Source organism: Aestuariimicrobium sp. G57 (assembly GCF_050110855.1).
GTDB lineage: Bacteria > Actinomycetota > Actinomycetes > Propionibacteriales > Propionibacteriaceae > Aestuariimicrobium.
Genome location: NZ_JBNINW010000003.1, coordinates 301,442 through 315,682 on the forward strand (window position 1 = coordinate 301,442; position 14,241 = coordinate 315,682).

Here is a 14,241-nt window from a genome sequence, read left to right on the forward strand (position 1 = left end):
TGTGGTGCCCGAGAGGGTGGTGCCCGCGCCCCCCCCCTGTGGGGGGGCGGCCCCAAGGTCGGTGGCGGCATAGCGCGACTGCAGGCCCGAGGCGCTGGCGGCGCCGAACAGGGCCAGGCCCAGGAACAGCACGGCCAGCAGCCGGGCCTGCACACCCAGCAGGATCAGCACCGCCCCCAGCGCCCCGAGGCCGAACCCCAGGCCGAGCGCGGTGCGTCGTCCACGGCGGTGGGCCAGCCGCGACAGTGGGAACGCGAGCAGGCCCGCCCCGAGCACCGTCGCGGTCTGCGCGAAGCCGGCGATCTCGGTGCTGCCCGAGATCTCTTCGACCAGCAGCGCGCCGACGGCGACGCCAGACGCGATACCGATGCCCGAGAGCAGCTGGGCCATCGCCAGCCGCCACTGGTTCGGCTTGTAGGCCGGGTCAACGGGCGCGCCCACGACCGTCTCTGCCGCCACCTGGTGAGTCACGCCACTCCTTCCTGCCGCAGGGCTGCTGCCGTCAATTCTTCCTGCTCGCGCAGGTGGTCGGCCAGCCTTTTACCGGGGTAGTGGCATTCAACGCGGTGGTCGCCGTCAATGTGCACCGGCGGGGCCTCGGCGGCGCACAGGTCGGTCGCCAGTGGGCAGCGGGTGCGGAACCGGCAGCCACTGGGCGGGTTCATCGGCGAAGGGATCTCGCCCTTGAGCAGCACCCGCTTGCCCCGCTGCGACGGGTCGGGCTGCGGCGAGGCCTGCATCAGCGCCCTGGTGTAGGGGTGCTTGGGGTCGTTGAAGACCACGTCGGTCGTGCCCTGCTCGACCACCCGGCCCAGGTACATCACGCCGACACGGTCGGCCATCTGCCGCACGATCGGCAGGCCACGGGCGATGAACAGGTACGAGATGCCCATCTCTTTCTGCAGCTTGACCAGCAGGTTCGCGATCTGGGCCTGCACCGACACGTCGAGCGCCGACAGCGCCTCGTCGGCAAGGATCAGCTTCGGCTTCAGCGCGATGGCCCGGGCGATGCCGACACGCTGGCGCTGGCCGCCCGACAGGGCCCTCGGACGAGCAGTGCGGCGCTCGGGGTTGAGGCCCACGGATTCCATGAGTCGCACCACCTCATCGTCCAGCTCTTTGCCGGACATGCCCTTGAACACCTTCAACGGTTCGCCGATGATGTCCCCGATGCGCATGCGCGGGTTCAGCGAGCCGTAGGGGTCCTGGAAGATCACCTGGATGTCCTGGCGCAGCTTGCGCAGGTCGCCGTGCGATGCGGCCGAGATGTCCTGGCCATCGAAGATCACGGTGCCCTCGGTCGGGTGGTCGAGCCGCACGGCCACGCGGCCCAGCGTCGACTTGCCCGACCCCGACTCGCCCACCAGGGCATAGGTCTCGCCCGGCATGATGCGCAGCGTGGCACCGTCGACGGCGCGCAGCCGGTCATGCGGCTTGAACGGGTTGGCGTGCTTGATGTCGAAGACCTTGACCACGTCGTTCAGTTCGAGGACGGGCGTGGCCTTGGCAGTGGTGTCGGCGGCGGTGACGCCGGTGTCGGTGTGGGTCATGCCCGGGCTCCTTCGAGCAGTGCGGTCTGGTCCTCGGCGTGGCGGGGATGCCAGCAGGCGGCATGGGTGCCACCGAGCTTCAGCAGCGGCGGATCATCGGTGCGGCAACGGTCGCTGGCAAAGGCACAGCGCGGGTTGAAGGCGCAGCCACCGGGCAGCTTGGCCGGGTCGGGCACCGAGCCGGGGATGGCCGGCAGGATCTCGAGCCGCTGTCCGGTCATCGGCGGGATGCACCCCAGCAACCCCTCGGTGTAGGGGTGCTGCGCGGCGGTGAAGATGTCGCGTGGCGAGGAGTCCTCGACGACGCGACCGGCGTACATCACGACCACCCGGTCGGCGAGGTCGGCCGCCACGCCCATGTCGTGGGTGACGAGCAGCACTGACATGTCGTTCTCTTCGCGCAGCCGGTCGATCAGGTCGAGGATCTGGGCCTGGATGGTGACATCGAGTGCGGTGGTCGGCTCGTCCGCGATCAGCAGTCGGGGTGCGGACGAGAGCGCCGAGGCGATCATGACGCGCTGGCACATGCCACCCGAGAGCTGGTGCGGGAAGGAGTTGAGCACGCGGTCGGTGTCGCGGATGCCCACCTCGCGCAGCAGTTCTTCCATCTTGGCCTTCTCGGCCTGCTTCGAGCTCCTGCCGTGGGCGCGGCGCAGGCCCTCACGCATCTGGTCCTCGATGGGAAAGACGGGGTCGAGCGAGCTCAACGGCTCCTGGAAGACCATGGCCAGCTCGGTGCCCCGCAGCTTGGCGGTGGCCTCGGGGTGGCCCACCAGCTGCTGGCCGTCGAAGATGATCGAGCCGGTGGCACTGATGTTGCGGTCCAGCTGCATCAGGCCCATGATCGTCCGCGACGTGACGGACTTGCCCGAACCGGACTCGCCCACCAGGGTGACGATCTCGCCGGCCCGCACCTCGAAACCGACGCCGCGGATGAGGTCGACATCGCGGTCGCCCCTGTCGAGCGTGACGGTCAGGTCATTGACGGAAAGGATGGTCGACTTGGCCATCTCAGCCCTCCTCGAACTTGTCGCTCAGGGCATCGCCGAGGATGCTCAAGCAGATGACGGTGATGGTGACGGCCAGGCCTGAGAAGGTGCTGATCCACCAGGCCGAGCCCAGGTAGGGCTGGCCCTGGGCCAGCAGCTGGCCCCAGTCGGGGATGTCGCGCACCTCACCCAGCCCGAGATAGGACAGCGACGCGGCGAGCACGATGGCGACGCCGATGGTGAGCGTGCCGAGCACGACGATCGGGGCGATCGCGTTGGGCAGGATGTGGCGCAGGATGATGCGGGTCCGGCTGAACCCGCTGGCGCGGGCGGCCTCTACGTAGAGCCGGTCACGCACGGTCATCGTCTGGGAGCGCATGACGCGGGCGAACTGCGGGATGGCGGCGATGCCGACGGCCAGCACCAGATTGCGGGTGGTGGGGCCGAGCGCTGCGGCGATCACCAGCGCCATCAGCACCCCCGGGAACGACATCAGGATGTCGACGAGACGGCCGATGACCATGTCGACCCAGCCGCCCGCGTAGCCGGCGAGCAGACCGATGGTGGTGCCGATCACCAGGGCCAGTGCGGTGGCGCCGAGACCGATCAGCACGGCCGTGCGGGCACCGTGGATGAGCAGCGTGAGCACGCTGCGCCCGTACTGGTCGGTGCCGAGCAGCGTGTCGCCGGGTGCCTGCAGCACCCGCTCGGGGTGCAGCTGTGTCTGGTCGCCCGGGGCGATCAGGCCGGGGACGAGGGCAGCGATCACCACGATCGCGATCCAGACCGCGGCCACCCAGGTGATGACGCCGTTGACGGTGACGTTGCGGCGGCGGCGCTTGACCACGGGGATCTCGGTGGTGGCCACGGGGGTGGTGTCCGCGGGCGGCACGGGGGTGTCGGCGGCCTGCCCGGCCGCGACGATGGTGGCAGCCTGGTCAGACATGGCTGGGCTCCTCGTGGTTGAGCTGGGTGAAGGAATGCCGCTTGTTCATCGGCACGAGACCTTCGGGCAGCGGCGGGATCTCGGGCAGCACGTCGGGGATGAACCGCCGGCCACGCGCCACCACGTACTCGAGGTCTGCGGTGGCGGCGATGTCGTCCAGCGGGTTGCCGCGTACCGCGATCAAGTCGGCCTCGCAACCGGCGGCGAGCTGGCCGGTGACGCCGGCGAGGCCGAGCGCCTCGGCGGCCAGCACGGTGGTCGAGCGCAGCACCTCGGCGGTGGTCATGCCGAACTCGACATACAGCGGCAGCGACTGCGGGAACGCGAAGTGCGGGGTGTTGTCAATGCCCGAGTCGGTGCTGGTGATGATGCGTGCCCCCGCAGCCTTCAGCCCGGCGATGCGCACCCCGAATCGTTCGGGGTCGAAGTCGCGGGCGCGCACGTTGATCGTGGGTGAGACCCACGAGTCGCTGGCGGCAATCGCATCGGCCACCGCGGTGTCGAACTGCGATTCGCCACCCTCGATGACGAACGAGCAGTGTTCCAGGGTGTCGACCCCGGCAGCGACGGCGCGCCTGATGCCCTCGGTGCCGTGGCAATGGGCCGCGACGCGCTTGCCGACCCGGTGGGCCTCGTCGACGATGATGCGCAGTGCCTCGGTCTCGAACTGCGGGTACCAGGGCGCCGAACCGGCGGTCATGAAGCCCCCGGTCGACATCACCTTGATGTGGTCGACCTTGTGCTTGTGGTGCAGCCGCACCATCTTGCGCACCTCGTCGAGCGAGTCGGCCTCGCCGCCCATGTACCAGCAGTGGCCGCCGGTGCTGGTGAGCGGGGCCCCCGCGGTGAGCAGCCGGGGGCCCGCGATGGTGCCGTTGGCGATCGCGTCACGGACGACGACGTCGGTGTAGCCGCGGGCGCCGAGGTCTCGCGCGGTGGTCACGCCGACGCTGAGCAGTTCGCGGGCGCTGCGCACCATCAGGGCGACCTGCTGGGGGTCGGACTCGGCCTGCATGCGGGCGGCCGGGTCGGGGCCGCCGTCGAAGGCCAGGTGCACGTGGGCGTCGATGAGCCCGGGCATCAGGGTGACATCGCCCAGGTCGATGCGTGCCGCGGTCGCTGCCACCGGCAGGTGGCCGACGTCGTCCGCGCGTCCGACGAACTCGATCAGGGTGTCGGTGACGACGACCGCACCCTGGTGGATGATCTCGACATTCGGCTCGGTGACGAGCACCCGGTCGGCGGTGTAGATGGTGGTGGTCATGTGGTCCTCACTTGTTCAACGAGCGACGGATGCGCGGGTCGATGTAGGCGTAGGAGATGTCGACGACGATGTTGATCAGGATGTAGATCACGGCGATCACCAGCACCACGCCCTGGATGACCGGGAAGTCATTCGAGCCGATGCCCTGGACGAGCATCTGGCCCAGCCCCTGTCGGGCGAAGACGGCCTCGACGATCACCGCACCGGCGACCAGCGCGCCCAGCTGCAGGCCCACCACGGTCACGGTGGGGATGACGGCATTGCGCAGCACGTGCTTGTAGACGATCAGCTGGCGCGACAGACCCTTGGCGTGCAGTGCGGCCACGAAGTTCTCGCCCAGCACGTCGATGACCGAGTTGCGCACGAGCCGAGCCACCGTGCCACCGGCCGACAGGCCGAGTGCCAGCGCCGGCAGCACGAGGGTGGACAGGTCACCGGAGCCCGCGGCGGGGAACCAGTTGAGTTGGAACGAGAAGACCATGATCAGCAGCAGGCCGACCCAGAACGAGGGCATCGAGGTGTTGAGCAGGCTGAGCACCCGGATGACCGCATCGGGCCAGCGGCCCTTGTTCATGGCCGCGAACGCCCCGAAGAACAGTCCGGTGATGGCGCTGATCAGGGCCGCGGCCAGCGCCAGCTGCAGCGTCGGCCAGACCTGGCCGGCGATCATGCTGGTGACCTGCTCGCGGGTGGAATAACTGGTGCCGAAGTCGAGGGTCAGGGCATTGCCCAGGTAGTCGACGTACTGCTGCCACATGGGCTTGTCGAGCCCGAACTGGGCACGCAGCGCCGCCTCAACCTCGGGGGTGGCCGGGGCGCTGCCCAGGATCACCGAGACCGGGTCGCCGGGCAGCAGCCGCAGCGCGATGAACAGCACGATCGTCACGCCCAGCAGGGTGGGAATGGCCGCGGCGATTCGCTTGAGGATGAAGAACATGTCAGCTCACTCCTTCTCAGATGGGCTTGACGTCGTAGAACACCGGGTAGCCCTCGCCGTCGAAGCGCAGGCCATCGATGCCGCGGATGGCCATCGTGTAGGTGGGCACATAGGTCGGCAGCGAGACGGCATCGGCTGCAAGTTGTTTCTGGACGTCCTTGTACATCTGGATGCGGGTGGTCTCGTCCTGCTCGGCCTGGGCCTTCAGCAGCACGTCGTCGTACTTGGTGACGTGGGCAAAGTTGAAGCCGTTCTTCTTCGGCGCCGGCTGGAACGGCGAGCCCAGCACCGAATGGACGACGTTCGGGTCGACATTGACCAGGCTCAGGCCATAGATGTCGTAGTCGCCCGACTGCGACCGGGCGGTCAGTCCTGCGACCTGCTCGAGCACGATGTTGACCTCGAAGCCGACCTGGGTCGCATAGCTCTTGACGAACTGGGCAATGTCCTGGCGCTTCTCACGGTTGGGCGTCTGCTCGGCATAGGTGATGGTCAGCCGCTTGCCGTCCTTGACCCGCACGCCGTCCGGACCGGGCACCCAGCCGGCCTCGTCCAGCAGCTGCTTGGCCTTCTCGGGGTCGTAGGTGTAGAGGTCCTTGAGCGAGGGGTCGTGGCCGGGGGTGGTGGTCGACAGGTTGCCCGAGGCCTGCTGGTAGACCCCGAAGTACAGCGCCTTGACGATCGTCTCGACGTTCACGGAGTGCACGAAGGCCTGTCGCAGCTTCTCGTCGGCAAAGACGCGCTGCTGGTTGAAATAGAGCTGGTGTGGTGAACCGGACTGCGGTTGGGCGAAGAACTGCAGGCTCTTGTCACCCTTGGTGCGTTCCGCCTCGGTCTCTGGCACGTTGCCGAGCGCCTGGATGCGTCCGGTGCGCAGCGAGCCCAGTCGCACGGTGGGGTCGGGCATGATCTGGAAAGTGATCTTCTTCAGGTGTGCCGGGCCGTCATGCTTGGCGCTCCTGGGCGCCCAGTTGTAGTCGTCGTTGCGCTCGAGCACGATGCTGCCCATCGGCACGTACGACGTGAGCTTGAACGGGCCGGTGCCGACGGGCTTCAGGTTGAACGTCTCGGCACCCAGGGTCGTGACCGCGGTTGGTGAGACTAGGCCGAGGAACGGCGAGGTGAGCACCGACAGGAACGGCGCGTACGGCTGGCTCATGGTGATGATGGCCGTGTGCGGGTCGGGGGCCGCGCAGGATTTGTAGGGCCCGATCAGCGAGATCGCGTAGCGCGAGCCCGTCTTGGGGTTCTTGATGCGGTCGAAGTTGAAGCACACCGCTTCGGCGTTGAAGTCGGTGCCGTCGTGGTACGTGACCCCCTGGCGCAGGGTGAAGGTATAGGTGGTGCCGTCGTCCGAGACCTGCCACTTCTCGGCCAGGCTGGCGACAATTGTGCCGTCGTCCGCCTTCGAGACCAGGCCGTCGTAGATCTGGCGCATGACACGCGCGTCCTGGGCCGCGGGGGTCACGTTGGGGTCGAAGCCGAGGGTGGCTGAGTCGATGGCGTAGACGATCTCGTCGGACGCACTCGCCTGCGCGGCGCCTCCGCAGCCGGCCGCGGTCAGTGCCACGGCGAGCACCAGGGCGGCACCCTTGAATCGCTTTGCGATCACGTGTGTTCTCCTTCAACGGGATGTAGCCGACATCTTGCAGTACGAGTGAGGTTGCTTACAAGAGTTGTTGCAAACTTGTCACCCAACTGAGGCGCCTCAGGCGCGGGAGTGGCTCAGCTCACAGTTGATTTCAACAACTGGTTGGACAACCCGGCGTCTTCTTGACGAAGGTGCCATACTTGACACACCCAACGCCTCAACACGACGTGGAAGGAGTGCCGTGATCCTTGCAGACGACTCCCCGCCCTCAACCGGGACGGGCGCGCCCCGGGTGCGCCGCAGCCTCGACGGCGAGCGCCTGCTGGCCGTCTTCGGCCAGCTGGTCGAACCGCTGGGGCGCTCGTTGCCGGCGACGAGCGAGGTGGTGCTGCATGACCTGAGCCTGTTGCCGAACTCAATCGTGGCGATCCACGGCAATGTCACGGGACGGGTCGTGGGTGACCCCGCCACCGACCTGCTGCTCGAACGCATCGCAGCCAAGCAGGTGGCCGACAGCTTCGTGAACTACGAGACGGTGCTGCCGGACGGCCGCCGGTTGCGCTCATCGACGATGATCATTCGCGACGTGGCCCAGACGCCGGTCGCCGCGCTCTGCATCAACACCGACACCTCGGCCTGGCAGACGGTTGAGGTCGTGGCCAGGGCCATGCTGGGCACCCTTGCCCCCGACGATGCGCAGGCACTGGTGTCCCCGGACGTCCCGTCGCAGGTGCCAATGGTGGCCCAGGGCGGACCCGCTGCGGGCGGCGGTCCACATGAGACGTTCGTCCGCGACATCGACGAACTGGCCCAGGTGATCTTGACCAAGGCCATCGACGAGACCGGGGTGCCGGTCGAGCTGATGCACAAGCGGCACAAGGTCGACGTGGTGCGCCAGCTCGAGGCACGGGGGCTGTTCCTGCTCAAGGATGCGGTCGAACTCGCCGCCCACGCCTTGCAGGTGACCCGCTTCACGATCTACAACTACCTCAACGAGATCCACGACCAGGCCCAGGAAGAAGATGACCGGAAGGCAAGCAATGAGGTTTGACGACATCACCGCCGAGCAACTGTTCGCGCTCGGCGGCAGCAAGTGGAGCCGCTTCGGCGACGCCTACGGCGCGTTCGTGGCCGAGATGGACTTCGGGTTGGCCGAACCCATCCGCGCCGCGCTGCACAAGATGGTTGACGACGGCCTGTCGGGCTACATCTCGCCGGTGTGGGACCAGAAGTTGCGCGAGGCAACCACCGCCTTCGTCGAGCGCCGCTACGGCTGGACCGTCGACCCCGGGAACGTGCTGGCCAGCCCGGATGTGCTGACCGGGCTCATGGTCACCATGGAGCACCACATCAAGCCCGACGCTCGGGTGATCCTGCCGACACCGGCGTACATGCCCTTCATGTTCCTGCCCGGCAAGGCCAATCACGACCTGGTGCAGGTGCCGATGATCCGCACCGAGAACGAGTGGCTGCTCGACTTCGACGCCATCGACGAGGTGTTCCAGGACGGCGACCTGTTCATCCTGTGCAACCCGCACAACCCGATCGGCAAGGTCTACACCCGCGACGAGATGCAGCGGCTCAGCGAGATCGTCGACAAGCACCATGGCCGCGTGTTCAACGACGAGATCCATGCACCGCTGACGATGCCCGGCGTCGAGTTTGTGCCCTACCCCATGGTCAACGAGGTCGCCGCCGGGCACACGCTGACGGCGATGTCGGCGTCCAAGGCCTGGAACCTGGCCGGCTACAAGTGCGCCCAGCTGGTGCTGAACGATGAGGACCTGTCGCACTCGCACAAGTTCGCGTTCGACCTGCACGGCACCGCCACGCCCGGCATGCTCTCGAACATCGCCGCGTTCAACGAGGGCGAGGAGTGGCTGGCAGGAGTCAACGACTACCTCGCGGCCAACCAGCAGCGCCTCATCGAGCTGCTCGCCGAAGAGCTGCCCGGTGCGGTGTTCGTGCCCAACCAGGGCACCTACCTCGCCTGGCTCGACCTGGAGGCCCTCGAACTCGAGGGCAAGCCGAGCGACTTCTTCCTTGAGAAGGCACGGGTGGCGCTGACCGACGGCGGCGCCTGTGGCGACATCGGCAAGCACAGCGTGCGGCTGAACTTCGGCACGCCGCGCCCGGTGATGGAAGAGATGGTGCGCCGCATGGGCGAGGCGGTGCGCAGCCGCTGAGGCCGGCCAACCCCCTCAAGCCACTGACCCGGCACCCCGTCACGAGGGGCGCCGGGTTCAGTGCTGTGCGGCCTCAGCGCAGGAACAGCTGCCGCAGCCGTAGGGTGGTCGCTGAAACCCCCGCTGCCGACATGCCCACGAAGTACAGCATGTGGCCCAGCGTGGCCCAGGTCAGGTGGCCCACTGCCAGGTGGCGCATCATCTCGACCCCGTGCCACAACGGCAGCACCTTGACGAACCACTGCACTGCGGCGGGGAAGACCTCGATCGGGTAGAGCGTCGCCGAGAACAGGAACATCGGCAGCATCACGAAGATGATGATGTCGAGTTGCTGGAACGTCTTCATGTAGCTGGTGACCGCCATGCCCACGCTCGCGAACCCGAGCGCGATCAGCAGCGCCGCGGGCACCATGGCCAGCGCCCACCACGATGTCGCCAAGCCCATCACGCCCATCACGGCCAGGAAGGCTACGGCGTAGAGCAGACCGCGCAGCAACGCCAGCACGATCTCGCCGAGTGCCACGTCGAGCGGACCGAGCGCGGTCTGCAGCATCGTCTGGTACAGCTTGGCGTAGTTGAGCTTGAAGAACACATTCGTCGTCGAGTCGTACAGCGCCCCGTTCATGGCCGAGGTGGCCAGCAGCGCCGGGGCGATGTAGGCGGCATAGCTGATCGGACGTCCGCCCGGCCCGGAGACCTCACCGACCAGTGCGCCGACACCGATGCCCATGGCCAGCAGGTAGAGCACCGGCTCGACGAAGCCGCTGACGACGATCACCCAGTTCTGGGTGCGGATGGCGATCCAACCGCGCTCGAGCACCGCGACCAGGTTGCCGGAATACAGCCCCGGGAAGGGCCGCGGGCGCGCCAACCGCGTCGTGATGGCGTCGACGGCGTCATCCGTTCGGGTGGGTGCCGGGCTGGTGATGGGGGTGGTGTCCTGGCTGGTCAACTCCACAACCTCCGTCGGTAGGTGCGGCCCGCCATCGCGCCGCCGACCGCGACCATGCCCACCAGCACCACGACGTGGACGAGGCTGAGCCACAGCGGTTCAGACATGCCGTAGCTGGCGATGCGCGCAAGCTGGGCCCCATGCCACAGCGGCGAGATCCAGCCGATCCACTGCAGGTAGATGGGCATCGATTCGAGCGCATAGAACGTGCCCGAGAACAGGAACATCGGCATCAGCACGAACCGCTGCACCGTGACGAACTGTGCGCCCTCGTTCTCGAGGGTGGCCGCATAGGCCTGCATCGGGCAGGCGACCGCCAGTGCCGTCAGTGCCGCAATGGGGATCGAGACCCACGACCAGCCACTCGGCGCCGCCCCGAAGACGAGCATGATCACCCAGAAGATGACCGACTGCATCACGAACCTCAGCGTCACGCCCAGGATGTGCCCCCAGGCGATCTGGGCGGGGTCCATGGGGGTGGCGGCGGGGCCGTAATAGGTGCGGTGCCACTTGAAGCCGCCCATGATCGGGTAGGTGCTCTCGCCGAACGCCCCCTGCGATGCCGTGGCGACCATGATCGCGGGGGCGACGAAGACGAGGTAGCTGACGCCGTCGACAGTCGTGCCGGTGCGGTCGAGCAGGCCGCCGAGGCCGACGCCCATGGCGAGCATGTACAGCAACGGGGTACCGATCGCATTGATCAGCACCGTGCTCAAGTAGGCCCGTTCCCCCCGCAGGTAGGTCTCGGCGTAGTAGAGCACGCCCCACCGTCGGGTGCGCGCGGCCATCACCAGCGGGGGCGGCACCTGCCCCGACGCCGCGATCCTGGCGATGTCGAGGTCAGTCGAGTCGAGGTCTGTCGTGTCAGTCAACGAGCGACCTGCCCGTCAACCGCAGGAAGACGTCTTCGAGCGAACTGCGCCGCACCAACGACGTCACGGGGTGCAGCCCCGCCTCGGTCACCTGCGTCAGCGTCGCCTCACCGTCGTGCGAATAGAGCAGCACCCGGTCGGGCAGCACCTCGACCCGCTGCGCAAGGTGGCGCAGCTGGTCGACCACCGCAGCATTGCGGTCGGTGCCGAAGCGCAGTTCGAGCACCTCACGCGTCGAATAGGTCGCAATCAGCGACGCGGGCGACCCCTCGGCGCGGATCACCCCCTTGTCGACCACGATGAGCCGATCACACAGCTGTTCTGCCTCGTCCATGAAGTGGGTGGTGACGATCAGGGTGACCCCGGCCTCCTTGAGCCGGAACAGCCGGTCCCACAGGATGTGGCGCGCCTGCGGGTCGAGGCCGGTGGTCGGCTCGTCCAGCAGCAGGATGCGAGGTTCGTTGACCAGACCTCGTGCGATCGTCAGTCGCCGCTTCATGCCGCCCGACAGTTCGCGGACCTTGACGTCGGCCTTCTCGGTCAGTTGGGCGAAGGCGAGCAGTTCATCGGACTTCGGCACCAGGTAGCTGCGGTGCAGCCCGAAGTAGCGGCCATACATGATCAGGTTCTCGCGCACCCGCAGTTCTTCGTCGAGGTTGTCCTGCTGGGGCACGACGCCCAGGTGGGCGCGCACCTGTGGCCCGTGCGCTTCGGGGTCGAGGCCGTTGATGGTGAGCTCTCCCCCGCTGCGGGCCAGCGTGCCACCGATCATGCGCATGGTCGTGGACTTGCCGGCACCGTTGGGACCGAGCAGGCCGAACGACTCACCGGGTGCAACGTCGAAGTCGATGCCATCGACGGCGGTGAAGTCGCCATAGGCCTTGCGCAACCCGCGGGCCCGGATGACGGGAGCTGATGACGGGGAATGCAACACGCCGCCACACTAACTGGCGCCACCGACATTTTCGAGCGGGTTTGCCGGGCTCAGCCCACCCGGTGCGAGATCTCGGCGTCGACCAGGTGGCGCCATGACGCCACCAGCCCCGCGTCGACCCACGCCTTGTACGAACCCAGTGGACGAGCGCGTGCGCCGATGTGGAATGCCCGCACCCCGGCGCGCGCCAGCCACGGCACGTGCTCGGGCTGCAGGCCTCCCCCGGCCATGATCAGGTCGGCGGCCCCGGGCACCTCACGGGCCACTGTCAACAGGTCGTCCAGCCCGTGCTCGACGTCGCGCGCCGACCCGGCGGTGAGCACCTGGTCGAGTCGTGGCAGGCCCAGCAGCACCTGCCAGGCCCTGCGGGCGTCCAGCGCATGGTCGAGCGCGCGATGGAATGTCCAGGGGAAGTCGCCGTCGGCCACCAGCGCTGTGACGACCTCGGCGTCCACCTCGCCCAGCCCGTTCAGAAAGCCCAGCACCACGCCGTTGGCGCCGGCATCGAGGTAACTGGCGATCAGGCCGCGCAGACGGGTCGCCTCAGCCCCGTCGGTGCCGAAGCCCTCGCGCAGGCGCACCATGGGCCGCAGGTCGATGTCGATGCCATCGTGGTCGAGGGACGTGCGCACCTTGGCGACCAAGCCCGGCTCGGGCGACATGCCACCGTCGTCGAGCGAGCCCAGCAGTTCGACCCGGTCGGCACCGCCCTCGGCAGCGCGACGGGCGTCGTTCTCATGGAATGCAATCACCTCGAGCAACGCCGTCATAACAGAAGTGTGCCGCCAAAGTCGCGCTGAACACCCGCGACACGACACGCACAAACCCCACCCGGCGGGCCGAGTGGGGTTTGTGGTGGGGTTTGTGGATGCGTCAGGTCACTCGTAGGACCAGCCGCCGACGTCCTGGATGTCGGACTTCGTGCCCTTCGACGTGGGCTTCGGCCACTGGCCGGCGGGGAAGGCATTGCTGCGCAGCTTGCCGTCCACCTCGTTCTTCATGGTGGTGGTGACCTCGGTGTAGGCCTTGGCGAACCCGATCAGCCCGGCAATCACACCGCCGGCGAAGCTGATGCCCAGGGCGATCAGCGCAGCGCCTGCGGGCGTGGCCGGCGGGATCAGGCCAATCAGGCCCACGATCAGCTCGATCAGTGCCGCGATCAGCGCGCCGAGTGCGGTGAAGGTGGCGATCGTGGCGCCCAGGCCGGCATTCGAGATGCCGTCCTTCAGCGACTTCACGACCGACTCGGCATCGGCCGAGGCCGGGTTCTGCTTCTCGGCGATGTAGCCGTAGTAGGCGTCGACCGCGTCACCCTCCCAGTACTGGTCGGCGGGCATTGCCTCGCGGACGAGCGACTGCTTGCAGAGCGTGGCGTGGTCATACGGCCCCTGCAGGGCATTGGCCATGTCGGTGAGGTTGAACGGCGCCCAGACCCACTGGCACATATCGTTGTAGGCCTGGATCAGCACGTTGACCAGCGGCAGCACCCCACGGTAGGCGGCATAGCAGGCGACACCGATGTTGAAGGTCACGGGGTTCAGGCACAGCGCGATGCAGACGGTGCGAACCTCGGGCTCGTAGCCGAGCAGCTTCTGCTGGAACTCCTCGATCTTCGCCTTGGCGTCCATGAGGTCCTTCTCGACCTCTTTGTTGCCAAACCAGACCTGGACGGTGGGCAGTGCGGCGGGTGCGCTCATGGTCAGGGTCCTTCCACGTTCACAGTCAGGGCATTCTCGGTGTTGACGTAGTCCATGCGCGTCTGGGCGATCAGGTCCGCGACCTCATTGAGCGCCTGGCGCGACGATGAGACGGTCTCGTTGAACTGGTTGAAGGCCGAGGTGATGTGCGGCTGCAGCGAACCCCACGGCCCCCAGTTCGGCACCTGGCCGGGCATGCCGACGATGGCCTCGCTCAGGCTCGCCTGGGCCTCACCCATGTCGCGCAAGTAGGCCTCTTCTTTGACGAGGGCTTCGACAGCGATCTTGAAGTCACCCATGTACTGCTCCTAACTCGTCGTGTG

Annotated in this window: 14 protein-coding genes and 1 pseudogene; 2 read left to right on the forward strand and 13 right to left on the reverse strand. The window is 67.5% G+C overall.

What is annotated here, in order from left to right:
• From ACQCX5_RS08460 to ACQCX5_RS08490, 7 genes and pseudogenes are all read right to left on the reverse strand, one after another.
• Positions 1–471 (reverse strand): annotated as a pseudogene (locus ACQCX5_RS08460) (hypothetical protein); the annotation flags it as partial.
• Positions 468–1,550 (reverse strand): ABC transporter ATP-binding protein, encoded by a 1,083-nt coding sequence (locus ACQCX5_RS08465; protein WP_434541589.1) that lies wholly within the window; start codon positions 1,548–1,550, stop codon positions 468–470. The gene ACQCX5_RS08465 and the pseudogene ACQCX5_RS08460, both read right to left, overlap by 4 nt.
• Positions 1,547–2,560, reverse strand: coding sequence for an ABC transporter ATP-binding protein (locus ACQCX5_RS08470; RefSeq protein ID WP_434541590.1), 1,014 nt, complete (start codon positions 2,558–2,560; stop codon positions 1,547–1,549). Before ACQCX5_RS08470 ends, ACQCX5_RS08465 begins: the two co-directional genes overlap by 4 nt.
• Before the next feature lies 1 nt (position 2,561).
• Positions 2,562–3,485 carry an ABC transporter permease gene (locus ACQCX5_RS08475; RefSeq protein ID WP_434541591.1) on the reverse strand — a complete coding sequence of 308 codons (924 nt, stop codon included), beginning with the start codon at positions 3,483–3,485 and terminating at the stop codon, positions 2,562–2,564.
• Positions 3,478–4,749 carry an amidohydrolase family protein gene (locus ACQCX5_RS08480; RefSeq protein WP_434541592.1) on the reverse strand — a complete coding sequence of 424 codons (1,272 nt, stop codon included), beginning with the start codon at positions 4,747–4,749 and terminating at the stop codon, positions 3,478–3,480. The genes ACQCX5_RS08475 and ACQCX5_RS08480 overlap by 8 nt, the downstream gene beginning before the upstream one ends.
• A 7-nt stretch (positions 4,750–4,756) precedes the next feature.
• The gene (locus tag ACQCX5_RS08485; RefSeq protein WP_434541593.1) at positions 4,757–5,686 is read right to left on the reverse strand and encodes an ABC transporter permease; all 930 of its coding nucleotides are present in this window, start codon (positions 5,684–5,686) and stop codon (positions 4,757–4,759) included.
• A gap of 16 nt (positions 5,687–5,702) precedes the next feature.
• Positions 5,703–7,298 carry an ABC transporter substrate-binding protein gene (locus tag ACQCX5_RS08490; protein ID WP_434541594.1) on the reverse strand — a complete coding sequence of 532 codons (1,596 nt, stop codon included), beginning with the start codon at positions 7,296–7,298 and terminating at the stop codon, positions 5,703–5,705.
• Between the two features lie 220 nt (positions 7,299–7,518).
• On the opposite strand from ACQCX5_RS08490, the gene ACQCX5_RS08495 reads away from it, so the two are divergent.
• Both ACQCX5_RS08495 and ACQCX5_RS08500 read left to right on the forward strand, forming a co-directional pair.
• Positions 7,519–8,328: a helix-turn-helix transcriptional regulator gene (locus tag ACQCX5_RS08495; protein ID WP_434541595.1), complete on the forward strand. Its 810-nt coding sequence runs from the start codon at positions 7,519–7,521 to the stop codon at positions 8,326–8,328.
• Positions 8,318–9,463, forward strand: a complete 1,146-nt coding sequence (locus tag ACQCX5_RS08500; protein WP_434541596.1) for a MalY/PatB family protein — start codon at positions 8,318–8,320, stop codon at positions 9,461–9,463. The genes ACQCX5_RS08495 and ACQCX5_RS08500 overlap by 11 nt, the downstream gene beginning before the upstream one ends.
• A gap of 73 nt (positions 9,464–9,536) precedes the next feature.
• Here the strand turns inward: ACQCX5_RS08500 and ACQCX5_RS08505 are convergent, their stop codons facing one another.
• The 6 genes from ACQCX5_RS08505 to ACQCX5_RS08530 form a co-directional block, all read right to left on the reverse strand.
• A complete protein-coding gene (locus ACQCX5_RS08505; RefSeq protein WP_434541597.1) occupies positions 9,537–10,415 on the reverse strand; it encodes an ABC transporter permease in 879 nt (292 codons plus the stop codon).
• Positions 10,412–11,287, reverse strand: coding sequence for an ABC transporter permease (locus tag ACQCX5_RS08510; protein WP_434541598.1), 876 nt, complete (start codon positions 11,285–11,287; stop codon positions 10,412–10,414). The genes ACQCX5_RS08505 and ACQCX5_RS08510 overlap by 4 nt, the downstream gene beginning before the upstream one ends.
• The gene (locus tag ACQCX5_RS08515) at positions 11,280–12,221 is read right to left on the reverse strand and encodes an ABC transporter ATP-binding protein (RefSeq protein ID WP_434541599.1); all 942 of its coding nucleotides are present in this window, start codon (positions 12,219–12,221) and stop codon (positions 11,280–11,282) included. Before ACQCX5_RS08515 ends, ACQCX5_RS08510 begins: the two co-directional genes overlap by 8 nt.
• 50 nt (positions 12,222–12,271) lie before the next feature.
• Positions 12,272–12,991, reverse strand: a complete 720-nt coding sequence (locus ACQCX5_RS08520; protein WP_434541600.1) for a copper homeostasis protein CutC — start codon at positions 12,989–12,991, stop codon at positions 12,272–12,274.
• A 108-nt stretch (positions 12,992–13,099) separates the two neighbouring features.
• Complete coding sequence (locus tag ACQCX5_RS08525; RefSeq protein WP_434541601.1) at positions 13,100–13,918, reverse strand: hypothetical protein; 819 nt, start codon at positions 13,916–13,918, stop codon at positions 13,100–13,102.
• A 2-nt stretch (positions 13,919–13,920) separates the two neighbouring features.
• Entirely contained in the window at positions 13,921–14,217 is a 297-nt protein-coding gene (locus ACQCX5_RS08530; RefSeq protein ID WP_434541602.1) for a hypothetical protein, read from the reverse strand.
• Positions 14,218–14,241 lie beyond the last annotated feature (24 nt).

Bases quoted from the DNA above. Each gene is read 5' to 3' on its own strand.
- ACQCX5_RS08520 (WP_434541600.1), bottom strand. From the start codon at position 12,991: ATGACGGCGTTGCTCGAGGTGATTGCATTCCATGAGAACGACGCCCGT.
- ACQCX5_RS08470 (WP_434541590.1), bottom strand. From the start codon at position 2,560: ATGGCCAAGTCGACCATCCTTTCCGTCAATGACCTGACCGTCACGCTC.
- ACQCX5_RS08525 (WP_434541601.1), bottom strand. From the start codon at position 13,918: ATGAGCGCACCCGCCGCACTGCCCACCGTCCAGGTCTGGTTTGGCAAC.
- ACQCX5_RS08530 (WP_434541602.1), bottom strand. From the start codon at position 14,217: ATGGGTGACTTCAAGATCGCTGTCGAAGCCCTCGTCAAAGAAGAGGCC.
- ACQCX5_RS08465 (WP_434541589.1), bottom strand. From the start codon at position 1,550: ATGACCCACACCGACACCGGCGTCACCGCCGCCGACACCACTGCCAAG.
- ACQCX5_RS08485 (WP_434541593.1), bottom strand. From the start codon at position 5,686: ATGTTCTTCATCCTCAAGCGAATCGCCGCGGCCATTCCCACCCTGCTG.
- ACQCX5_RS08500 (WP_434541596.1), top strand. From the start codon at position 8,318: ATGAGGTTTGACGACATCACCGCCGAGCAACTGTTCGCGCTCGGCGGC.
- ACQCX5_RS08475 (WP_434541591.1), bottom strand. From the start codon at position 3,485: ATGTCTGACCAGGCTGCCACCATCGTCGCGGCCGGGCAGGCCGCCGAC.
- ACQCX5_RS08480 (WP_434541592.1), bottom strand. From the start codon at position 4,749: ATGACCACCACCATCTACACCGCCGACCGGGTGCTCGTCACCGAGCCG.